This is a genomic window from Alteromonas sp. DYW1 (assembly GCF_059752595.1).
Window position 1 is genome coordinate 3,488,545 of the sequence record NZ_CM186038.1, and the last position, 20,660, is coordinate 3,509,204.

General features: G+C 46.5%; 23 protein-coding genes. 10 read left to right on the forward strand and 13 right to left on the reverse strand.

Annotated features, from left to right (window positions below; genetic code table 11):
• Positions 1-5: 5 nt before the first annotated feature.
• From AC121Z_RS15865 to AC121Z_RS15880, 4 genes are all read left to right on the forward strand, one after another.
• The gene (locus AC121Z_RS15865) at positions 6-434 is read left to right on the forward strand and encodes a secondary thiamine-phosphate synthase enzyme YjbQ (protein WP_498125238.1); all 429 of its coding nucleotides are present in this window, start codon (positions 6-8) and stop codon (positions 432-434) included.
• An 86-nt stretch (positions 435-520) separates the two neighbouring features.
• Positions 521-1,723: an OmpA family protein gene (locus AC121Z_RS15870; RefSeq protein WP_498125240.1), complete on the forward strand. Its 1,203-nt coding sequence runs from the start codon at positions 521-523 to the stop codon at positions 1,721-1,723.
• Between the two features lie 128 nt (positions 1,724-1,851).
• Positions 1,852-2,952, forward strand: coding sequence for an energy transducer TonB (locus AC121Z_RS15875; protein ID WP_498125242.1), 1,101 nt, complete (start codon positions 1,852-1,854; stop codon positions 2,950-2,952).
• 1 nt (position 2,953) lies between these two features.
• Complete coding sequence (locus AC121Z_RS15880) at positions 2,954-3,496, forward strand: DUF7010 family protein (protein ID WP_498125244.1); 543 nt, start codon at positions 2,954-2,956, stop codon at positions 3,494-3,496.
• Between the two features lie 52 nt (positions 3,497-3,548).
• On the opposite strand, the gene AC121Z_RS15885 is transcribed toward AC121Z_RS15880, so the two are convergent.
• The 5 genes from AC121Z_RS15885 to AC121Z_RS15905 form a co-directional block, all read right to left on the reverse strand.
• The gene (locus AC121Z_RS15885; protein ID WP_498125245.1) at positions 3,549-4,076 is read right to left on the reverse strand and encodes a hypothetical protein; all 528 of its coding nucleotides are present in this window, start codon (positions 4,074-4,076) and stop codon (positions 3,549-3,551) included.
• 289 nt (positions 4,077-4,365) lie between these two features.
• Complete coding sequence (gene dnaB / locus AC121Z_RS15890; RefSeq protein ID WP_498125247.1) at positions 4,366-5,769, reverse strand: replicative DNA helicase; 1,404 nt, start codon at positions 5,767-5,769, stop codon at positions 4,366-4,368.
• A gap of 113 nt (positions 5,770-5,882) precedes the next feature.
• Positions 5,883-6,881, reverse strand: coding sequence for a DUF4097 family beta strand repeat-containing protein (locus AC121Z_RS15895; RefSeq protein WP_498125248.1), 999 nt, complete (start codon positions 6,879-6,881; stop codon positions 5,883-5,885).
• A 16-nt stretch (positions 6,882-6,897) separates the two neighbouring features.
• Complete coding sequence (locus AC121Z_RS15900; protein WP_498125250.1) at positions 6,898-7,416, reverse strand: hypothetical protein; 519 nt, start codon at positions 7,414-7,416, stop codon at positions 6,898-6,900.
• Positions 7,409-7,978 carry an RNA polymerase sigma factor gene (locus AC121Z_RS15905; RefSeq protein ID WP_498125252.1) on the reverse strand — a complete coding sequence of 190 codons (570 nt, stop codon included), beginning with the start codon at positions 7,976-7,978 and terminating at the stop codon, positions 7,409-7,411. Before AC121Z_RS15905 ends, AC121Z_RS15900 begins: the two co-directional genes overlap by 8 nt.
• A 180-nt stretch (positions 7,979-8,158) precedes the next feature.
• Here AC121Z_RS15905 and AC121Z_RS15910 point away from each other — a divergent pair, with 180 nt between their 5' ends.
• Together AC121Z_RS15910 and AC121Z_RS15915 are read left to right on the forward strand one after the other, a co-directional pair.
• The gene (locus AC121Z_RS15910) at positions 8,159-8,797 is read left to right on the forward strand and encodes an MOSC domain-containing protein (protein WP_498125254.1); all 639 of its coding nucleotides are present in this window, start codon (positions 8,159-8,161) and stop codon (positions 8,795-8,797) included.
• 8 nt (positions 8,798-8,805) lie between these two features.
• Positions 8,806-9,387: a tRNA-uridine aminocarboxypropyltransferase gene (locus AC121Z_RS15915; RefSeq protein ID WP_498125256.1), complete on the forward strand. Its 582-nt coding sequence runs from the start codon at positions 8,806-8,808 to the stop codon at positions 9,385-9,387.
• A 71-nt stretch (positions 9,388-9,458) separates the two neighbouring features.
• Here the strand turns inward: AC121Z_RS15915 and rplI are convergent, their stop codons facing one another.
• From rplI to AC121Z_RS15935, 4 genes are all read right to left on the reverse strand, one after another.
• Positions 9,459-9,911 carry a 50S ribosomal protein L9 gene (gene rplI, locus AC121Z_RS15920; RefSeq protein ID WP_498125257.1) on the reverse strand — a complete coding sequence of 151 codons (453 nt, stop codon included), beginning with the start codon at positions 9,909-9,911 and terminating at the stop codon, positions 9,459-9,461.
• A 26-nt stretch (positions 9,912-9,937) separates the two neighbouring features.
• Positions 9,938-10,165: a 30S ribosomal protein S18 gene (gene rpsR / locus AC121Z_RS15925; RefSeq protein WP_100643580.1), complete on the reverse strand. Its 228-nt coding sequence runs from the start codon at positions 10,163-10,165 to the stop codon at positions 9,938-9,940.
• Between the two features lie 11 nt (positions 10,166-10,176).
• Positions 10,177-10,554, reverse strand: a complete 378-nt coding sequence (gene rpsF, locus AC121Z_RS15930; RefSeq protein ID WP_100643579.1) for a 30S ribosomal protein S6 — start codon at positions 10,552-10,554, stop codon at positions 10,177-10,179.
• A gap of 98 nt (positions 10,555-10,652) precedes the next feature.
• Positions 10,653-11,525 carry a DMT family transporter gene (locus tag AC121Z_RS15935; protein WP_498125259.1) on the reverse strand — a complete coding sequence of 291 codons (873 nt, stop codon included), beginning with the start codon at positions 11,523-11,525 and terminating at the stop codon, positions 10,653-10,655.
• Positions 11,526-11,636: 111 nt separating this feature from the next.
• On the opposite strand from AC121Z_RS15935, the gene AC121Z_RS15940 reads away from it, so the two are divergent.
• Positions 11,637-11,849 carry a hypothetical protein gene (locus tag AC121Z_RS15940; protein ID WP_498125260.1) on the forward strand — a complete coding sequence of 71 codons (213 nt, stop codon included), beginning with the start codon at positions 11,637-11,639 and terminating at the stop codon, positions 11,847-11,849.
• Between the two features lie 36 nt (positions 11,850-11,885).
• On the opposite strand, the gene AC121Z_RS15945 is transcribed toward AC121Z_RS15940, so the two are convergent.
• Positions 11,886-12,347, reverse strand: coding sequence for an NfeD family protein (locus AC121Z_RS15945; RefSeq protein WP_498125262.1), 462 nt, complete (start codon positions 12,345-12,347; stop codon positions 11,886-11,888).
• Positions 12,348-12,363: 16 nt separating this feature from the next.
• Here AC121Z_RS15945 and AC121Z_RS15950 point away from each other — a divergent pair, with 16 nt between their 5' ends.
• A complete protein-coding gene (locus tag AC121Z_RS15950; RefSeq protein ID WP_498125264.1) occupies positions 12,364-12,915 on the forward strand; it encodes a cupin domain-containing protein in 552 nt (183 codons plus the stop codon).
• A 21-nt stretch (positions 12,916-12,936) separates the two neighbouring features.
• On the opposite strand, the gene AC121Z_RS15955 is transcribed toward AC121Z_RS15950, so the two are convergent.
• The 3 genes from AC121Z_RS15955 to AC121Z_RS15965 all read right to left on the reverse strand — a co-directional run bounded on the left by AC121Z_RS15955 (position 12,937) and on the right by AC121Z_RS15965 (position 17,584).
• Complete coding sequence (locus AC121Z_RS15955; protein ID WP_498125265.1) at positions 12,937-15,207, reverse strand: carbohydrate binding family 9 domain-containing protein; 2,271 nt, start codon at positions 15,205-15,207, stop codon at positions 12,937-12,939.
• 180 nt (positions 15,208-15,387) lie between these two features.
• Positions 15,388-16,050: a hypothetical protein gene (locus tag AC121Z_RS15960; RefSeq protein WP_498125267.1), complete on the reverse strand. Its 663-nt coding sequence runs from the start codon at positions 16,048-16,050 to the stop codon at positions 15,388-15,390.
• Positions 16,051-16,120: 70 nt separating this feature from the next.
• Complete coding sequence (locus tag AC121Z_RS15965) at positions 16,121-17,584, reverse strand: S41 family peptidase (protein ID WP_498125269.1); 1,464 nt, start codon at positions 17,582-17,584, stop codon at positions 16,121-16,123.
• Positions 17,585-17,704: 120 nt separating this feature from the next.
• Here AC121Z_RS15965 and AC121Z_RS15970 point away from each other — a divergent pair, with 120 nt between their 5' ends.
• The gene (locus AC121Z_RS15970; protein ID WP_498125270.1) at positions 17,705-19,015 is read left to right on the forward strand and encodes a winged helix-turn-helix domain-containing protein; all 1,311 of its coding nucleotides are present in this window, start codon (positions 17,705-17,707) and stop codon (positions 19,013-19,015) included.
• 51 nt (positions 19,016-19,066) lie between these two features.
• Positions 19,067-20,569: an Hsp70 family protein gene (locus AC121Z_RS15975; RefSeq protein WP_498125271.1), complete on the forward strand. Its 1,503-nt coding sequence runs from the start codon at positions 19,067-19,069 to the stop codon at positions 20,567-20,569.
• Positions 20,570-20,660: the final 91 nt, after the last annotated feature.

Below are 20,660 nucleotides of genomic sequence, written 5' to 3' on the forward strand. Positions count from 1 at the left end.
GGCGCGTGGAATGGTTCAGTAAACGGATTTCATTGCCGGCATTCCCGCGCGGTTTTCATCTCATCACGGATAGGATCAATGATGCGGTTCCTGAAATTCGTGATCTGTCTCATGGGATCATACAGCTGAGTTTGTTGCATACCAGTGCCAGTCTTACCGTAAATGAAAATGCCGATCCCTCGGTTCGCGCTGATATGGACGCTTTTTTTGATCATATTGTGCCCGATAGCACCCAGTATTTTACCCACATTTATGAAGGTAAAGATGATATGCCAGCGCATGTAAAATCGTCACTCCTTGGTACACAACTTACGCTGTCCATCGAGCAAGGGAGATTAGTTTTGGGTACATGGCAAGGGATTTATTTGGGTGAACATCGCGACCAAGGTGGACGTCGCACAATACATATGACTATTATGGGAAATAATGCGTAATTGGGGCCTGATCGCCTGGTATTTCAGGCTCTCCAATGACCTAACAATAAACACAATTCACTTGGACGTACAAAAGGGATAAAACTATGTTGAAACGCACACTATTAAGCTCAGCGATCTTAGCAGTCGCTGCATCATCGGCAGCGTTTGCTGACGATACCCCCCCGTATGAGGGTTGGTTAGGCGGGTTTGTACAATACTACAACGCTGACAGTGAAAAGCCTGAACCCAACGGTTACCTAGACGAAGGTCATGGCCTGGGTTTTGAAATAGGCTTCCGTTTTGATCAGTCATGGGCGGCACGCTTTGAGGCGGCTCATCAAGAAATCGATGTTGACCCGAACCGCCCCTTTGGCGTTGAACAGGAAGGTAAAAGCCTTGGCGTTGACGTGATGTATTTTCTGGAAAACGACGCAGCCTATTTGTTTGGCGGGCTACGTCAGCAAAATCTCGATCAAAACTATCGGATGGCTGCAGCAGGGATTGGGAAACACTGGTCAATCAGCGAGCGTTTTATGGTGATCACTGAAGCCATGGCATTTCGTGAATTTGGTGAAGGCTTTAATGACCATGCAGTGAAAATTGGCTTAGCCTATGCGTTTGGTGATGTAACCCCAGCCCGCAAAGCCGATAAAGATACTGATGGCGATGGTGTCATGGACAGCCGTGATTTATGCCCAATGACGCCACCAGGGCAAGCAGTAGATGCGACTGGCTGTAACAATGATCTTGATGGTGACGGCGTTGTTAACTCACTTGACCAGTGCCCAGATACTCCAATGGGAACGACCGTTAACGCCGTAGGTTGCCCACTGGGTAAAGACAGCGACAACGACGGGGTCGCTGATGCCAACGATAAATGCCCTGACTCATTGCCGAGTGATAAAGTTGACAGTGATGGTTGTGTAATCTTTGAAGAGAAAGAACTATCCATTGCTTTGCGTGTACTTTTCGCCAATAACAGCGCGGAAGTTAGAAACCCTAACGATGCTGAAATCCAAGCCTTTGCAGATTTCTTAAACCGTTATGTCAATACCTCTGCGGTGATTGAAGGTCACACATCGGCGGTGGGCGCAGCTGACTATAATATGTCGTTGTCTGAGCGTCGCGCCAACGCGGTGAAAGACCTTTTAATTAGCCAATACGGTATTGAAGCTAGCCGCTTAAGTGCTAAAGGTTTTGGTGAAACACGCTTAGTTGATGAAGCCAATACTGCCGAAGCACACCGTATGAATCGTCGCATTGAGGCAAAAGTTTCTGCAACGGTAAAAGAGCGCGTTAAGAAGTAAACGGTTCTTCTTTTTTCTATCTTCAAGCCTCACTTGTGTGGGGCTTTTTATTTGCCCTTTGCGGTATATTGACAAGCTAACCATTACCATGGAAAGTAAAGCCCAAACTCTAGAGACAAGGACTTCTCATGCAACATAAATTCATTACCCCAGCACTGCTAAGCACCTTAATCAGCGTTTCCACGCATGCCCAACAGTTTGAGTTGCCCTGCGATGATAAAATCCAACAAGCAGGTGAAACGGTTAGCGCAGAAGTAGTACAAAAATTATCAGCATTTACGCCCGCAAAAATCATTGAGCGGCCGCCTGCGAATTACCCCAAAGCCGCGGCTCGCTCAGGTCGTGAGGGTTGGGTCCAAATGAGCTACGTAATTGATACAGAGGGCAATGTTCAGGATATCGTCATCGAGGATGATTTTGGTGGCAAGGAGTTTAGACGAGCCGCCAAGCGTGCAATATCACGCTGGCAATTTGAACCTGCAATGAAAGATGGCAAGCCAACACAGCAATGCCACCAAGCGGTGCAATATGATTTCAATATTGAAGGGCCAAGTGGCGCTACTCGACGCTTTATTCGTGAATACCAAGAAGTTGAAGCGCTGGTCAATCAAGAAGATTTCGAAACCGCAGAGCAAAAACTCAATGAGCTACGCAATCTATCGTCATTGAACCGCTATGAGAATGCGTTTTTGTGGGGTATGGATGCGCAACTTGCAGCAAGACTCCGAGATACTGAACGCGAGCGAAAAAGCCTCTATCGCACTCTGAGAAGCAGTAATTCGCACAGCGCCGATTATGCAACCTTTGGCAGTGAATACATTGCGTATGTGTATCAACGTTTATTTTTCCTCAATGCTAATCGTAACTTTTTGGCAGATGCATTAGCCATGGCTGAGGAGCTCGCGAACTTTGCCGGAGGTGAAGCCCGTTATGCACAGATCGCAGAGTCAGTACAAAAAGTAAAAGACTTCATTGATTCTACCGAGGTGATTGGCATTGATTTAGCTATACAAGACAGCGGTAATGTTTTCCATGAGTTGGTGCGCGACCAGTTTAGCTTTAGCAGTATCAACGGTGAGCTAAGCCATGTCGAAGTGCGTTGTGAGACTCGGCGTGAGATTTTCACGGTTGCCGAGGATCATATTTGGGACATCCCTGATTCATGGGGGCAATGCCGAGTACTCGTTCAAGGCTCACCACAATCAACCTTTACCTTATTTGAGGTCTGATATGGACACTCTAGCAGCCCAAGCTGATATTCGTCGCGCGTACATGCGCGGAGGCCCTGGAGCCATTGTCTCCGGCATTGTTTGGTTAGTTGCCGGTCTGGTGGCTTTGCGCTACGGCACGCAACAAGGATTTATTGCACTGTTTTTCGGCGGTATGTTGATCTTCCCTATTGGGGCTTTCATTGTGCGGAAGTTATTTGGCCGTGCCGCTGAGTCCAATGATAATCCCGGTGGACGTATCGCGCTTGAAACCGTGTTTCCCATGATTGCTGGCTTTTTCGCTGCGTGGCTATTACTGCCCTTTAAGCCCGAATGGGTTTTTCCCCTTTGCGCCTTATTTGTTGGTACGCATTACTTTGGTTTTCGCTCCGCCTATGGTGACTGGCTATACTGGCTACTCGCGGCCTTAATGAACGGTATTGGAATCGGATCGATTATTTGGCAGCTGCCATCTGCGCAGATGTTGCCATTTGTCATTGCCGCCGTGGAGGTTTTTTTCGGTATCTGGCTAACTACCCAGGCAATGAAGCACCCTGACGCATAAGCAACCGGCTGTACTCATCGAATAAACCTCCAAACAAGCTCAACAGCCAACATCATAATTGTTGGCTAACGGCTAAAAGTTGATTTAAGGCCTGAACGGAGAAGCCGCGGTCATAAAAAAATTGGACGTCGCCCGCCTTATCAATGACCATGACTCGCGCATTTTTTGGCGACTGATTACCGGTAAACTGTTGAACCGCATCGCCATCCTCGTAAACGGTAACGACACTACTCCATAATTCGCGTGGAATTCCTTCACGCATTGAATCGTCAATGCGACTGCTAAACCAGCGCACCAATGGGTTTTTTATTGCCGGAACTTCGAGTAGCGCTAAATCGTTTCCACGCATATCTAACCCGATAAGCCAGCGATCAATATCGAACTGTGACTTATGCACATAGCCAAACAACAAAATTGCAGGTTGACCATGCAAGTCATTGGGCAGAGTGACCGCCTCGCCGGCTAAACTTTCTCCACTGAAATTTAATAGCGGTTCGCCCAGCTTAACCGAGCTTGCGTAATCATATTGGGCGCAGCCCACGAGTAGCAAAGCGCTAAGTCCGACTAATAGTTTTCGCATACACATCTCCAAGTTCACGCTCTCAATTACGCCTGTAACCAAGAACAGGATCGCTTGATTTACTGGTTTAGATTTGAACTGGCGAAAATTAAGGAAGAAACCTTGACTTCTTAAGAGGATTCGAAGGTTCAGACCATGCGCATTCAGAGGCAAAATATCGAACTAGAGTAAACACTCACATACTTTATAGAGTACTTTTGGAAAAAGACTTGATAGTGGTTTGCCTTGTTAAGTTGCAAAGAAGTAAGCGAAATGAAACAACCGATTGTTCAAGCGATAAATACGCTTGTTAATACTCGTCTGCAACCGCTGGACCGGCGTAATTATCAAACCGTGAGAACTGACCTTGGAAGGTTAAGCGTGACGTGCCAATGGGTCCGTTCCGTTGCTTACCGATAATGATTTCAGCGACGCCTTTGTATTCACTGTTTTCGTGATATACCTCGTCACGATAAATAAACATGATCAAGTCGGCATCCTGCTCAATTGAGCCTGATTCACGTAAGTCCGAGTTTACGGGTCGCTTATCAGCTCGTTGCTCCAAGCCACGGTTTAACTGCGACAATGCAACCACGGGCACTTCGAGTTCTTTGGCTAAGGCCTTCAAGGAGCGAGAAATTTCCGCAATCTCCAAGGTGCGGTTATCAGCTAGGCTGGGTACGCGCATTAACTGTAAGTAATCCACCATGATCAGACTGATACCACCATGATCGCGTGCAATTTTACGCGCCCGTGTGCGCACATCCATCGGCGTCAAACCTGAAGAATCGTCAATGAACAGATTATTCTTTTCCTTAAGCATCGACATGGTGCGCGAAATACGCGACCAGTCAGTATCATCCAGTTGTGCAGTACGAATTTTGGTTTGATCAACTCGGCTTAATGACGCCAGCATACGCATCATCAACTGTTCCGACGGCATCTCCAGACTAAACACCAACACCGGCTTTTCTTCTGCCATCATGGCATTTTCACACAAGTTCATGGCAAAGGTGGTTTTACCCATTGACGGTCGAGCCGCAACAATGATCAAGTCTGAGGGTTGTAAGCCACTGGTTTTCTTATCCAGATCATGAAATCCGGTGGTAACGCCGGTGACTTCTTTACCTGACTTAACCAAGGCTTCTAAGCGATCGACGGTTTTGCCTAAGACTTTCTCAACATCCCGCGGTCCTTCATTCTCACCCGTGCGCTTTTCAGCGATCTCAAAGACCTTTGACTCAGCTAGGTCAAGAATTTCCATGCTGCTGCGACCTTCTGGATTGAAGCCAACCTCAGCAATGTTGTGCGCAACTCCGATCAATTCACGCGTAATTGCGCGTTCTTTAATAATGTTCGCATAGGCTGCAACGTTAGCCGCACTGGGCGTATTTTTGGCCAACTCAGCAAGGTAGGCAAAACCGCCACTCTCCTCTAACGAATCATTCTTCTCAAGGAACTCCGACACCGTGATGAGATCGATAGGATGGTTCTGTTTAAGAAGATTTAAAATGGCGCTGAATATGGTTTGGTGAGCACGATTATAAAAGTCGTCGGTACCAATGATTTCGGTGACTGTATCCCAAGACTCTGGTGCGATGAGCATACTGCCGAGCACAGATTGCTCCGCTTCAATCGAATGCGGTGGCACTTTTAACTTTTCGACGGTGCTATCTTTTTTTGACGACTTAACGACTTCCACAGACCAATTCACTGACTCAAAAACGGTTAGCTATTATGCAATAAAATGTGCAGTAGAACTATCTTCACACACAAAAAAGCGGCTGCCTAAGGGCAACCGCTTGATCAAGCTCGAAAACTGTCGGCTTAACGACTGGACAACTCAACTCGCCCATTAACCGTAGAGACTTCTACCTTAGCCTCGCCGCTACCTGTACTAAACTCCAACCAACGGCGTGGGCCATACTTGTCTTTTTGCATTTTGTCATCGGTTAGACGATTGACAAAACGACCGCCCGCATGCCCTTCAATATCAAACCGAGCAGATACATCCTTTTGAAAGGTCAACTCAACTGAGCCACCAACACTTGAGACCCGTACGTCGCCGTTATCGAGCAAATGCATTGACACTTCAACACTGCCATTGACGGTACTCAAGTCCAATTCTTCGACTTCTTGTAACTCTAGTTGTACGTCACCGTTCACGGTTTCAGTAGAGATTTCGCGACTATCCGAAGCGATATAAATATTGCCGTTTACTGAGGTGAAGGTGATATCACCTTCACCACTGTGTTTACCTTCAATCGCGCCGTTAACCGTTTCGATGTGTACGTCACCCGACAGTTTCTGCGCTCGGATATCGCCATTGACCGATTCTAAGCGAATACGCCCGGTCAGATCATTCACATCAACATGACCATTAACCACATCCACAGACAAGCCTCCATGTAAGTTCTCACCATCAAAACTGGCATTTACTGACTCATACTGTACACGGCTGTTCTTAGGCACATAGATGGTCAAATCATCACCACCATCATTATTCCAATACTTCCAACCACCGTCATTATGGGAAGAATGCTTCATTTCCACTTCAATTTCGATGCGATTGCCGCGCTTCTTAAAGACGAATTCTTCGGCGCGTTCGCTGAGTTCACCTTGCACATGCACTTCTTCTTTGTCCCAGCCTTTGACCACTGCTTTGCCGTTCATATGCTCGATGTCGATATAGCTATCGCTGTCTACATTCATTCGTTCATCAACTTTTTGCCCAGCCCATGCACTTGCAGAAGCTAGCATTAAGCAGGTACCCAGAGACAGCGTGAATCTCGATAAGGTGCGTGTCGTTGTTGCGTTAATATTCATGATCCTATACCTCGGGTTAAATCTGGCGCCATTTAGGCGCATGGACGCGTTCAATCAGTCCAATCTGTTGTTGATACACGTTCTGAAGCATTTTAAGCAATGCTGTGTTATTCGGGTCTTGCTTGAGCGCAGCCTTTATTGCATTTGCTGCTGCATCTAGCTCTTCCAATTGTTCCTGCCAATTCTCAGTTAACGCCGGTTGGTCCTGTAAGCTGACCAGTAATGCCTCTTTTTGTGCATTGTGCTGTGTTGCCAGCATGGCGGCTAGTTCCGCAGCTGTCGGCTGGGCGCCTTCCTGCACCTCGGTGACCTTCAACTGTGCAAATGCGAGCCAGCCGAGTACAGCCACAAATGCTACGCTTGCTGCAACTGAATATTGCCACTGCGACTTTTTCGGCGTTTCATTGACTGTCTCTTGATTGGCCTCTTGGCGCGCAATGCCAAGTTCTATTCCTTGCCACAGATCACGCTCTGGCATTTTCTCGCGCGGAAGGTCATTGATAGCCTGCTGCAGTTGATGTTGTTGCTTATTCATCACCCATCCACTCCGTTAATAATTGCTTTGCTCGATGAAACTGTGCTTTGCTTGAGCCAACCGCCATATCCAGCATGTCGGCTATCTCTTCATGCCGATAGCCCTCCAATGCATGCAAGACAAACACGTGTCTGGCACGCTCGGGCAGTCGAACAATGTATTGATCTAACGATATTTCATCGACCGAATGTTCCGCTTGGCTTTCCATCACAGGCGAACTCTCAATATTGAAGGTTCTTTGCCACCAGCCTTTCTGCTTACGAATATACGAAATCGTGATATTCGAGGTGACACTGTGCAGCCAAGTAGAAAACTTACTCTGACCGTTAAAGTTCTCCAACTTACGCCATAACTGGATAAACACTTCTTGCGTGGCATCTTCTGCCATCGTGCGTTCGCCGGTTAGTCGTAAGCACAATGCATAAACGCGGCCGACGTAAGCATCATACAACTTCCTGTATGCTTCCTTGCTGCCTTGCTGCGCTGCACTGATCACATCGCGCTCTGCCTTCTCAGCAAATGTCGTTTGTGCGTCTACAACGCTACCCTGGGGTTCTGCCATGTTGCTTGGTTTCCGTTTGGGTGCCAGTTCAAGCATGTCTGTCACCAAGTGTTACCGGTTAGAGTTAATAGCTTTGTCGCTGTGTAGCTAACAAAGGTTTAAACCGTAATTAATTTTTTTTGCTCAGTGCGCACATGGTTTACACTGGTCGTTATTAATAGTAACGAAAAATCAAAGATAATGTTTATCAATCAACTATTTGCCGCAAAACCAGTGGCGTTCGGGCCGCGTGGGGCACCGAGTAGCATTGTTAAAAACCCAGTGGAGCAGTTAACAGTTGCATTCGATGGAACGCAAGAAGATGAACAGGGCAACAAGAAACTGCATGGTGGCAAAGAAAAGGTTCTGCATCAGTATGCGCCAAGCAATTATACCTTGTTTCAGCAGCATTTCCCTGAACACGCTGCGCAGTTTGTACCCGGCAGTATTGGGGAGAATATTTCGATAGAAGGCATGGACGACGACAATACACTAATAGGGGACGTTGTGCAGATGGGCGAAGTCGTGTTGCAGGTCGGTTCACCGCGCGTGCCATGCAATAAAATTTCCCACCGTTTTGGCATCAAGAATCTTGATCGCTTTGTGAATACGCACACCATTTGTGGTTGGTATTACCGAGTCTTGGAAACAGGCGTTATGTCAGTAGGCGATGCGGTTGCCATTCGTGAACGATATACCAATAGTATGTCAATTCGTGAATTCATGCAGTGTGTGAATGACCCTGAGGCAGCCAAGGCTACGGTTGAACGAGCCGCAGCTCTTGAGGGTTTAGACCCCGAATGGCAGCGTCGACTGCAAAAACGTGCTGCGCAATTATAGGTGTTGCCGTGACGGCTAACGTCGGTCGAGCCCTTTGCTCTACTTGCCATTATCCGCTTAGCACCTGCGTCTGTGATGCCATTCAGCGAGTCAATACTGCGCTGCACATCAGCATATTGCAGCACCCCAGCGAACAAAAACATGCAAAGAATACCGCTCGCTTACTACTACTGTTGCTGCCAAACGCCGAGATAACTGTGGGCGAGTTACCGGCAGACTTTAGCGCTATCCAAGCGCGGATCAAAGCAACTAACAATACGCTTGTATTGTATCCGACGGACGATGCACTACCCTTAGCGTCTGTAACGCGATCAGGCAAACCTCCAGACCATCTTATTGTTTTGGATGGCACCTGGCGTAAAGCACGAAAGCTATGGCTAAGTAATCCTTGGCTGCACGAACTTCCCTGCGTAGCTATTTCACCCACTCGCCCGAGCCAATATAGGATCCGTAAAGCGCCGCACGATGCTAGTTTGAGCACACTTGAAGCTGTCGCCTATGCATTAGCAGAGTTGGAGAACATCGACCTAACGCCGTTCACCAATATATTATCCAAGCTTCAGTCGTATTGGCGCGGCCCAACTGCATAGGAACTTTTTTGAGACATAAAAAAACCGCCTACGGTATTCACCGAGGCGGCCTTTAAAACTAAAAGTAAAACTTACGCTTCAGCGATGATGAGCAACTTGATAGAAGTCATAACATCTGAGTGAAGTTGTAAATCAATTTCAAATTCACCTGTTTCGCGCAGTGTACCAGTAGGTAACTTAACTTCAGCTTTAGCTACGTCAACGCCAGCAGCCGTGATTGCTTCAGCGATATCACGTGTGCCTACAGAACCGAAAAGTTTACCTTCGTCACCCGCTGGAGCAGCGATTGTCACTTCAGCTAATGCTTGTACTTTCTCAGCACGCGCTTGTGCAGCATTTAGCTCTTCAGCGATTTTCGCTTCAAGCTCAGCACGGCGCTGTTCAAACTTTTCTAGGTTAGCTTTAGTTGCTGGAACTGCTTTACCTTGAGGGAACAAGAAGTTACGTGCGTAACCAGACTTAACAGTCACTTTGTCGCCCAATCCGCCTAAGTTGGCGATTTTATCTAGTAGAATAATGTCCATCTACAATACCCCTATTAGTTCGCCAATTACTTATGTGAATCAGTGTATGGCAACAATGCTAGGAAGCGCGCACGCTTGATAGCAGTTGATAACTGACGCTGATACTTTGCACTTGTGCCAGTGATACGGCTAGGTACGATTTTACCGCTTTCAGTGATGTAGTTTTTCAATGTAGCGATATCTTTGTAATCAATCTCTGCTACGCCTTCAGCTGAAAAACGGCAGAATTTACGACGTCTAAAAAAACGAGCCATGGTAATTCTCCTTATTCTGAATCTGCGCTAGCAGCAGGTTTTGCTGGAGCTTCTTCGCGACGCTCACGACGCTCTTCTTTCATCATTGGTGACGCTTCGGTTACCGCTGATTTAGTACGCATCACAAGGTTGCGTAGAACGATGTCGTTGAAACGGAACGCAGTTTCAAGTTCTTCTACAGCTTCAGCAGTTGCTTCGGCATTGATTAGCACGTAGTGTGCTTTATGTAGCTTTTCAATTGGATAAGCTAGTTGACGACGACCCCAGTCTTCTAAACGGTGGATCTGTCCGCCATCCTGCTTAAGGATAGTCGAGTATTTCTCGATCATCGCAGGGACCTGTTCACTCTGATCAGGGTGAACCATAAAAACGATTTCGTAATGACGCATGTCTGCTCCTTACGGTTGTAGTCTCGGGCAGTACAGCCTTCTGCATGGAGACAAGGAACGGGTTGGTTGGCTGTAAGGGCGCGGAGTATACAGAGGTGTCAGGACAAAATCAACACACTTACACCCAGCAATGCAAACAAAGACCAGATAAAGGTACGCTTATCCACCCGTTCGCCTAAAAACTTCGCCACCAATAACGAAAGCACCACACTCGTCGCGAACAGCGTCTGCACAATCGCAGCCTTGGTATGGGTAAATGCGACCATCTGTAAAAACAACGCCGCAAAGGTTCCTAACAGCGTGGCCCAGAGCAATAATTTAACGCCCTTTTTCCCCAATGGCTGCGCAGGCTTAAACGAACGCCGCATGAGGATCATTAACACAACGATCGCCGCCAGCCCGCCAAGTAGGCGATATAACGATGCATTAGCAGCATCCACACCGGTACTGGTAAGGATATCGCGACTAATAACCGCCCCGATCGCTTGGCAAACTGCGGCAAGCGCAGCAAAAACGTAGCCCGTCAGTGAGAACAATCGTGTGGTATCACGTTTTTGAATTTTGATGATCACATCAACTGAAAGAATTACTACGGCAATACCCAACCATTGCTGCCAAGTCAGCCATTCATTGATCCAAGCCATCGCAAAGAGTGCCGTTAAAATCGGCGCAAGCGTTTCTGCCATTAGTATGGATGGACTATCACCAATCAAATTCAGGGCGCGAAAGAAAAAGGTATCCCCTAAGCCAATGCCAATAATACCGCTTAACAATAACCAAAAGATCGCACTATTACTTAACGCCACCTGCATTGGAAAGATCAGCGTGACCAGCAATAGGACAGCGGCTGCGAGCGCACCTTTCCATAGATTCAGAGCTAAAGGGTTAAAGTAACTCCCCAGTAATTGAAACATCCGCGCCGCAACAGCCCAACAGCAAGCCGTCGTCAACGCTGCAATTTCTCCAGTCATACACTATTCTCGCTTCAATCGCGCCAACAAAACCCATCCGCCCGTACACTTGGTACAGAATTCGCTTAGTAAAAGTCCGGATAAAAATTACCCTATGACGAGCAGAGTAGTATGAGTATTGTCAGCGTTTTAGTTCTTTTTTTAATGTTTGTAGGCACCCCAATTACCGTATATAGCATTTATCACTATGGCACAATTTCTAATGAAATCATTTTCTTAGCTGCGGTAGTGTACGGGATTTATATTACCACTCGGATCAGCAAAGCAAATAAACGCAAACGTCATGAGCGCTTACGCCAACAACATTTACGGCGCTATTTTTAGATTTTGCTATACGCAGTGTCAGCGTTCGGCGACAGACTAGCGTTCGTAGCGCGGGCGGATAGTAAATTCACCCAAATCAGCACGAGTAACCTCGACCCAAGTACCTGCTTTTATTACATCTTTGCTACGTAACCGCCAAGCCCGCCCGGAATAATGGTGAACACATTTTTGCTTGTCGTTAAGATCATTGACTAACAGGAACCGATAGCCAACTAGGTCCCTTGCAGCCCTTGTCCCATCGAGGTTAGAGCGAATATTCTTAAATGAAGGACGGAACGCCACCAGAAAAAACACTGTCGTAATCAACAGACAGCCAAGTAAACTGAGCCAATCGTTACTGATCACCTGTAACGATGATAGTGCCGCAGCAAATAAAAACCCAAGCCCAATCGAAAAACAGACTAGCGAATTAAAGCGGTATACGAGCCACTCAATACCAATACTCGCGATGCCAATCAGGGCGAATATCAATAACAGATCGTCAGTTACCCCAAACACGGTTGCACTCCCCAAAATGCCTTTTATTGTCTTTATGCTTGCTTATGTTGCAAACTGGCAACAAACAGATTACCTGATCAGCAGAAAAATGCAGCAATTGATTGATGAATTAGCGTTAAAACCCCACCCAGAAGGCGGCTTTTACCGTGAAGTCTACCGCTCACCACTAGCCGTCGACTCTCCGATTCACTCACAAGGGCGCCCAGCCCTAACCCACATCTATTTTTTATTGCTGGCGGGGCAGGTCAGTCGCTTTCACCGCGTAGTCCATGACGAAGTATGGAATTTTTATGCGGGTGCACCGCTGCGTTTGCTGCACATTCATAATCACCAACCGCTGTCAGCGGAGTCGCAAGTAAACAGTGGAGCAGTGATTATTGGCAGCGCAAACCGCTTTGCTCACGTGATCCCAGGTGGGCAATGGCAGGCTGCAGAAAGCACTGGTGAGTACTCACTGGTAGGGTGTAGCGTCGCCCCAGGGTTTGATTTTGCTGATTTTGAGTTTATGTCTGGTACCGAGGCTGAGTGGATTGAGCAACATCAGCCTAGCTGGCTTCGTTTTGTTTAAAAACGCGCCAGGCAACTAGCGCTAAGGCAACCAGGCATAACTAAATTTCATAAACACGGACTGCTCAGCACTGGTCAAGCGCGACAAGCTGTCATCATTAAATGACGCATCAGAGATACCAACAAAGAACTTGGTGAGTGGATTAATCTTATAGCTGTAGAGCAACTGCCAACTCAAGTCTTGATATTCCGCATCAACCGGTTGTAAATAATTGTCAGGATTTCTATCAATATCTGCGTAAGCCAAAATCAAGCGCAAAAACTGGCGCGTATCGAATTGGTAAGTCAAACGTGCATCATAAATTTTAGCGGCAAATAGCGGCTTATTGTCAGCTTCGAAGTCGTTATATAAGAAATACCCACCGACATAGAGGTGCTGGCCAATATTCAACTCCACTTCACCTTCTATCAAGTCACGCTCACCCAAGCGATTGTTGGCAAAATCAATTTGATCGCCACTATTAAAATAGGCATTCATATACAGTATTTCGTTAGGCTGTGTTTCCACAAACACAAACCATTGGTGCTCATCAAAGCGATCGCTGTTGTTATCTATCGCTAAGCTGGTGTTATCCCAGCGCAGTCCTGAACGATCACGCGTAACTGCACCGACTTCAGCATACGACTGATAATCGCCGCGAATACTGATGTTGGCTTCAATTTCACGCTCCAACAGTTCACCGTTGTCGTTATGGGTAATATCCCAATCACCAGCAATCCTTATACGATTCCACCAACTATTATCATTCCACCAATAGTATCCGCCACCGAGCACCGACTTATTATTATCAATCGTCGATACGAAACCCAAGTCAGCACGAAAGTCTGCGCCGTTAGCGTAATGATCGGCATACACATACCAGTCACTGGCCTCATGCCGGTAATTCACCCTGAATGCCCGACCCGAAAAGCTATCAGTTTGACGTAAACGCAACGCTTCTTCACTTAAGCTGCTAGAGCCCGAACAGTCTTCGCTGCAAAAATCTCGAAATAGCTGCTCAGGGTATTGGGTATCTGAAACAACCCATTGTGCGCGTAAGGTATCGTTGTCAGTAATCAGATACCGCACATCAATGCCGTTCACGTAGTTGTGGTAGCTATCAGATTTCCGCAAGGTGCTGACATAACCAATGGATAGTTTTTCATTCACATCATAACGATAACGGATCGCCGCGTTGTTTGATGATTCGGCGATCTCAGCGACTGAGGAGCCCAAGTTACCTGGCACTAAAAAAGTGGTTGATTCATCATTCGCTACAAACACACCGACCGAGTGATCCGCCACCCGCCCAGTGATTTTTGCACCGTACTCTGGCGCCCCTACATTACGTGTGTATACGAGGTTCAGATTGGAAGAAAAGTAATCCGCATTTTCAGTAAAAAACGGGCGCTGCTCATCAAAAAACAATGCGAAAGTGTTATTTATGCTGAGCTGAGCCACATCAGCTTCAACTTGGGAAAAATCTGGATTAAGGGTGGCTTGCAAGGTGATTTCTGGCGTTATCCCCCAATTGACATCAAGTCCAATCTCTTGATTATCCTGATAATCCCAGTCGCGCGTACTGTAAACGTCTCGGCTACGTGCACGTCCAGCAACAAATGTAGGGATAACCGCTAAATTTTTCCCCTGTGTGGCGGTTTCGAAACCTTGGATTTCTTCTAATTGACACAGTAAACAAGAATTATTGCGATCCCGCGGGATATTGGAGATCCGTAGATAGTCTTCGCGCGGGTAAAAACGCAAAAACTCAGCGCCCCAAATTTTGGTGCGCTCACCTTCATTAAAGTTCATGGTGCGTAATGGCAACGCCATCTCAACAACATAGCCTTGCTCAGTAATTTGACCCGCGGACTCCCAAATGGCATTCCATGCCTCACTTTCAATTTTAGTCATTTCATTTTCAATGACATCCGCCTGCACACCAAACGGGTTTACGAAAAACTGATAGGCCAGGCGACTATCATTAAAGGTGTCTAATTTGACCCCAACCATATCGCCACCAAAGATAAAATCCCGGTCTCGATAAAATGCACGAATCGCTTCCGGCTCTGGATCGTGAGCAATAAACGCAATGTACAAAGCATTGCCATCTTCGTAGATAAAAACTTCGGTTTTCACTGGCGCCGGTAAATTAGTTTCAAAAGGCTCAGTCACAAAATCCAAAGTTTGTTTAGCCGCTTGTTGCCATTGTGGCTCGTCAAGAACACCATCGAGCGTTGCTGCACCTGCGACGAAGGGAATGGTCACTGGTACAGACGCTGGTTCATGTGATTGGGAGTCTTGTGCAAGCACAGAGCCTATTGATAGACCTAGAGTCAGGCTTATTATTGTTATTATCCTGCGGGTCATTTACCTGTCCAAAATGCGCGAATTAGAGTTCCATTTTTGATTTGCTGCGCAAGTATGTCATATTTCTAACAAAACCCAAACGCCGATTATCGGTTGCTCCCTGTGGCTCAGCCTGACCATTAACTACTGAAAATCAGTCGCATTGTAGTACAACGGTTTCAGCGACCCACAGAATAATAACTTCATCAACAAGGCATTCTCTTGTGGAACAGGATCGTCTAGAAAAAATTGATTAACACAGTTCTTGGCCTCTTCAACCAAAACAATATGCTGATAACTCGGTGCATGCTTTATTTTGTGGATCATTAAACGGTCATCTTTACGTAAATCGACGACCTCATAGGTCTGTCGCAGGCCGGACGGTTCAATATTTTCCAATGAACGATAATAAAGCTGACGACTAAAGTTCACTTCTACATCAGCATAGACTTGGCCGGCACCCATGCGAAAATCGCCCAAATAGGCATTCAGCGTCAACTTCACACTTTCACCGCGAATGAGACGCTCTAGATTGAAGGCGCTTGTTTTTGCTGTCACCAGATCAGCATCGCGGACGAGATAAAACAAGTTTGGGCCTTTGGCATCTACCAAGTAAACCAATTGTTGATCTCTCGGATCATCATATGCAGGCATGTACGCAGCAAATAAATCAGACTCACTCGACATCAGCACAAAGTGATGCTCGCCCTCATACTTTGGATCAAGTGGTGGTGGCGGCGGTGCTTCTTCTTCAGCTAAGGAAGTGAAGGTTATAAATAGGGTCAGAAAAATAAACGCTTTTCTCATAGTTCTTCGCTGTGGGCAAACTCTGACTCAAGTATACCCAATTAGCTGTAAAAGCGTTTATTCCTTTTTATTATTGTAGTTGCTGTTGGATTGCCGCCATAGCTTCAGCCAACACGTCCTGATTTCTGCGCTCAATAACAGCCCTCAGCTTGATGTCAGGAGTCACCCCATCCGGCTGTTTATCCCCATTTGGCCGCACAATCAAAGCCTTAGGAAATCCAACCTCGATACCTGAATGGTCAAGCGTAAAATGCTCCATCGCGCCATAGGTCGTCGCTAGATCAGCGGTCTTTTCTCCTATTACAGTAGCAAAGCCATAATCTTGCACAATCGCGGCTACAGACACCGCGTTGGAGTAAGTGTATCGATCAACCAGCACGAAAACAGGCCCGGTAAATTTAGGTTCCTTGCGTGGGTTAGCGAATGGTAATGATAACGAGAATGAATCACCAATAGCCTTTTGCTGATAGAATTTAGCCAAGTCTTGTGAGACTGATTTATCACCTTGAGTTTCATCTAGGCGCACCTGATTCGCCATAATCGCTTGTGGGCTAACCTTGACGATAAAATCTGACGCAAAACGAAAAGGCTCATCAGCAAACCAGGCAATCATCGCGTCGCTAAAGGAATTAGTACCACCCGGGTTATCACGCAGATCCACCAACAATGCGGTCGCTTGTTGGTGAATAAATTGCTCAAACGCTTTATCAATGAAATTAATAAATGGTCGATTATCCCAAACGTCAGTGTTCGCATCATCAATGTTATAGAACGGTCCTGGCTTCAAATACGCAATCTGATTATTCAATAACTTAGCCTCGCGCGGTAAATCAGCAGAGGAGGCACTCTCACTATTGACTGCAAGTTGATCTTGTTGACTGCGGGACAACGTGGGCACCGCATAGTTGCTTGGCTCATTATTTTGGAGCAAGGTCAGCGTATAATTTCGCTGCTCACCGTCCAATAACCAGAGTAAAAAAGGGAATTGCATTTCGATTAGCGTGTTGGCAATCCGCTGATTATCAGCCGAAATGAGTGCGCGCATCGCATATAGCCATTCTGCTATGGGTTTGCCATTCAGATGAGTAATCCTGCGACCAGTGAAATTACCGGTCTGCTGGGTAACTAACTCATCCACGGTGACCCTATCATCATCGATTTTTAAAAACATTGGCAACATGACGCCACCTTGGGCTCTGTATGCGCTGAACTCCGCCAAGGGTAAGTCGATTTTCGCGTGCGCTACTTTGCCCAAAGCAACAAAGCGCTGAAAGTGCAGGCGCGCCTGCTGCTGACTCATCGGTGCGGTGATTTGTGCTAGATACTCTGTGAATGCCGCATCATATTTATCCTTTGAAAGGTTGGTATACAGATCGATGTGCGCTATTTGCAGAGTCTGGTACAACTGATGAAAATCAGCGCGCAATTGGTCAACTGATAGCGATTCATTTGAATTCAGTGCTTGCCCAAAAGCATTGGGATTAATTCCAATTAGCACACCGACAGTGATTACTCGTATTAGTTTTTTAAACATTTCTATTTCCTTTTTAGCTTAGGCCTCAACCTTTACTTAGGTAATACATGATGTCCTGACAAAAGCCTGATATTCTGCTGATAAAACGCTGTCGCACTGAATATTACAAACATCAGAACCATGCCGAGTCGTAAGTTACAAATAAATCAGTGGTTGATTGACATGTCCTCTGGAGAGGTTTGGCTTTTCAATCAAAATCTCGAAACAAGCTTACGCTTTTCACCGCTTGATCAAATTGAACTTAAAGGGGTATTTTTACTGAAGATACTCGCCAAGCACGCTCCAGAAGTAATAGATAAAGAGCATCTACTTGATACTATTTGGACAGGCCAAGTTGTAAGTGAAGACTCACTTACAAGATGTGTTTCGCGCGTACGTAAGGTACTTAATGATGATCCGAAAGCCCCGACAATTATCGAGACCTTGCCCAAACGTGGCTATCGCATGATCGCCAGCAATATCACTTGGCACCAACCGGCGGATTTAAACCTACTAACCCCTGAAGATTCAGCTCCGCAGGAAGGCGAGACTCAGGAAAAATCACGCCACTTGGGTCAATGGATCATTAGCAGCGTTTTCATTTCTGCGTTTTTCGGTCTTGGACTGTTTTTAGTTAACCCACAACAAGAGCACTTACCCAATTCTGACACTCAATTCCTTTTAAGTCAGGCTGACGATTACTACATGCAGATGCGTCGGCACGATAACGAAATGGCCATTGAGCTATACCAGCAAGCAATTGGTCTAAGGCCTGATTCGGCGCATGCACAAGCGGGACTGGCCAACGCGATCGTACAGCAAGTTATACGCTGGTCGGAGCACACAGTAAATCACGCTCGACCGATCGAAGATCTTGAACATGCAATTGCTTTGGGTCGTACTGAGACCACTACCGCAAAACAAAAACTTGCTCGCGCTCATGCTTTGGCATCTGCTGCGGTTCAATCCGATAGACGCTCGGCTAGAGCGTATAAAGCGCTTGGATTTGTCTATGCCGCACAACAAGAATTTGCCTTGGCTATTGAGAATTATCAACAGGCGGTGAAACTCGATGAAAATGCCTGGGATGCCTTGCTCAATATCGGTGATGTACTCGAGATACAAGGCCAAGATAAAGCAGCATTACCCTACTTTGAAGATGCATTTGCAGCAATGACACGGATTTATGCTGAAAAGTCAGCACAAATTGCGCCTTGGTATGCTGATTTAGGTGCAATGATTGGAACAAAATATCAAGTTTTGCAGGATTTTCAGTCAGCTGAACGCTGGTATCGCCATGTCTTGTCATTTGCACCACTCAATACGAATGCGACTCAGGGCTTGGTTACGCTGTTAAATCAGCACGGGGAGCGAGCAAGTGCAACACGTCTATGCGCTGAATATCAGCAACGCGTTGGCACTGACATTTGCAGCGAAATACTCCATGAATAAGTCGTGTAAATCCATTACACTGCGGCCTTCGTTTTTTTGAAGTAATAATCTATGCCAGCAATTGGAATCGACTATGGCACGTCAAATTCCGAAGTCGTGTACTTTGACGGTCAAACCCATCAGCACATCAAATTAGATCCCGCCGTTGATGAGAGTAACAAGATCCGCTCGTCGATATTTATTTACTACGAAGATGAGCTGCCGATTCCTCCACAAGAAGTCGTCGAAGCTAAAGTTAATCAACTGCAACGAATTGTTAGCGAACAGATCGATAAAGCCAAACAAGGGTTTTACGACGCTCAAGACCCACAAGAACAACAAATTTATAGTGACCGGATTGATGATCTGCGCGGCCAATTCCATGATCGTCCTGCGCTTCAACGCCGCGCAATACAATTGTTACTGAAAAATATGACGGTACAACAGTTGTCGTTACAACAGTTGGTTGAAACCGGCAAGTTTGCGTTTGGTGAAGAAGGGTTTCGTCGTTTTCTTAGCATGCCCGATAAAGGCCGCCTCATCTACTCGCCGAAAAACTTCCTTGGGGCCACGTTAGAAGGGAGTCAGAAGCAGGCATTCGTGGGTATGATCGCTAAACAACTCGCATACTTCAGAAGCTGCGCGGAACGACAGTTGCAAAAGACGGTGACTCAGGCGGTTATTGGTCGCCCAGTCAAGTTTCACGGTACACGTGGCGAAGCGGGTAATATTCAGGCCATCAGGATTATGACTGAAGCTGCCCATCAGGCCGGTTTTGAGCATGTGAGTTTTTTAGAAGAACCGATAGCTGCGGCATACAAAATCGAACGCTCGTTAACACAGCAAACCACCGCATTGGTTGTCGATATTGGTGGCGGCACTACAGATATTTGTTGTATCAACCTTTCGCCAGAAAAATATTCCCAGCTCAATCGTAGTGAAGATGTTTTGGCTGTCACTGGTCGTCGCTTGGGTGGCATGGAATGCGACAAGAGCTTGGTATTAAAAGCACTCGCCCCGCACATGGGCTTAGGCTTGAATATGCAAAATGGACTGCCTGTGCCACCAACCTATTTTTCCGATATGTGTGCGGTCGACGATATTCCCAAACTCACCCGCTTCTTTTCTGATGAATACGGCTTAGAAATTGCACAAACAATGTCGATAACGAAAGATCCAGCAGCGCTAGAGCGCTTGTTGGTAGTACAAGAAGAAAAGCTATCGGCACGCGTGGTTAACTCAGCAAGAATGGCCAAAGAATTGCTGTCAAGTAAAACGAAAATAACTCTACCTTTGCACTATATCGAACCTGGTTTTAATGTCGAAATCGACAAACTCTTACTCGAGAAATCAATGCAAGCCTGGTTGAGTAAGGTTAATCAGCTCATTGCAGATTGTTTAGCGTTAAGTGAGAAGGCGCCAGAGGTGCTTATGATCACCGGCGGTATGAGCTTATCACCGATTGTGCGCGATGCGCTGTGTAATGGACTGTTGCAAGGACTGCCGCTATTAGAAAATGATGCGTTTAATTCGGTTTGTGAAGGACTTGCTATTCAGGCAGCAAAGACTAGGTAACGATTCCACTCACTAAATATAGATCTGTTACACCCGGTATCCATAGCAGTTCGCGTACGTACATTCTGCTTAAATACATGTACTTTGAGTG

Bases quoted from the DNA above. Each gene is read 5' to 3' on its own strand.
- AC121Z_RS15875 (WP_498125242.1), top strand. From the start codon at position 1,852: ATGCAACATAAATTCATTACCCCAGCACTGCTAAGCACCTTAATCAGC.
- AC121Z_RS15900 (WP_498125250.1), bottom strand. From the start codon at position 7,416: ATGAATAAGCAACAACATCAACTGCAGCAGGCTATCAATGACCTTCCG.
- AC121Z_RS15895 (WP_498125248.1), bottom strand. From the start codon at position 6,881: ATGAATATTAACGCAACAACGACACGCACCTTATCGAGATTCACGCTG.
- AC121Z_RS15975 (WP_498125271.1), top strand. From the start codon at position 19,067: ATGCCAGCAATTGGAATCGACTATGGCACGTCAAATTCCGAAGTCGTG.
- AC121Z_RS15910 (WP_498125254.1), top strand. From the start codon at position 8,159: ATGTTTATCAATCAACTATTTGCCGCAAAACCAGTGGCGTTCGGGCCG.
- AC121Z_RS15885 (WP_498125245.1), bottom strand. From the start codon at position 4,076: ATGCGAAAACTATTAGTCGGACTTAGCGCTTTGCTACTCGTGGGCTGC.
- AC121Z_RS15935 (WP_498125259.1), bottom strand. From the start codon at position 11,525: ATGACTGGAGAAATTGCAGCGTTGACGACGGCTTGCTGTTGGGCTGTT.
- rpsF (WP_100643579.1), bottom strand. From the start codon at position 10,554: ATGCGTCATTACGAAATCGTTTTTATGGTTCACCCTGATCAGAGTGAA.
- AC121Z_RS15950 (WP_498125264.1), top strand. From the start codon at position 12,364: ATGCCTTTTATTGTCTTTATGCTTGCTTATGTTGCAAACTGGCAACAA.
- AC121Z_RS15965 (WP_498125269.1), bottom strand. From the start codon at position 17,584: ATGTTTAAAAAACTAATACGAGTAATCACTGTCGGTGTGCTAATTGGA.
- AC121Z_RS15970 (WP_498125270.1), top strand. From the start codon at position 17,705: ATGCCGAGTCGTAAGTTACAAATAAATCAGTGGTTGATTGACATGTCC.
- AC121Z_RS15870 (WP_498125240.1), top strand. From the start codon at position 521: ATGTTGAAACGCACACTATTAAGCTCAGCGATCTTAGCAGTCGCTGCA.
- AC121Z_RS15940 (WP_498125260.1), top strand. From the start codon at position 11,637: ATGAGTATTGTCAGCGTTTTAGTTCTTTTTTTAATGTTTGTAGGCACC.
- rpsR (WP_100643580.1), bottom strand. From the start codon at position 10,165: ATGGCTCGTTTTTTTAGACGTCGTAAATTCTGCCGTTTTTCAGCTGAA.
- rplI (WP_498125257.1), bottom strand. From the start codon at position 9,911: ATGGACATTATTCTACTAGATAAAATCGCCAACTTAGGCGGATTGGGC.
- AC121Z_RS15880 (WP_498125244.1), top strand. From the start codon at position 2,954: ATGGACACTCTAGCAGCCCAAGCTGATATTCGTCGCGCGTACATGCGC.
- AC121Z_RS15905 (WP_498125252.1), bottom strand. From the start codon at position 7,978: ATGGCAGAACCCCAGGGTAGCGTTGTAGACGCACAAACGACATTTGCT.
- AC121Z_RS15960 (WP_498125267.1), bottom strand. From the start codon at position 16,050: ATGAGAAAAGCGTTTATTTTTCTGACCCTATTTATAACCTTCACTTCC.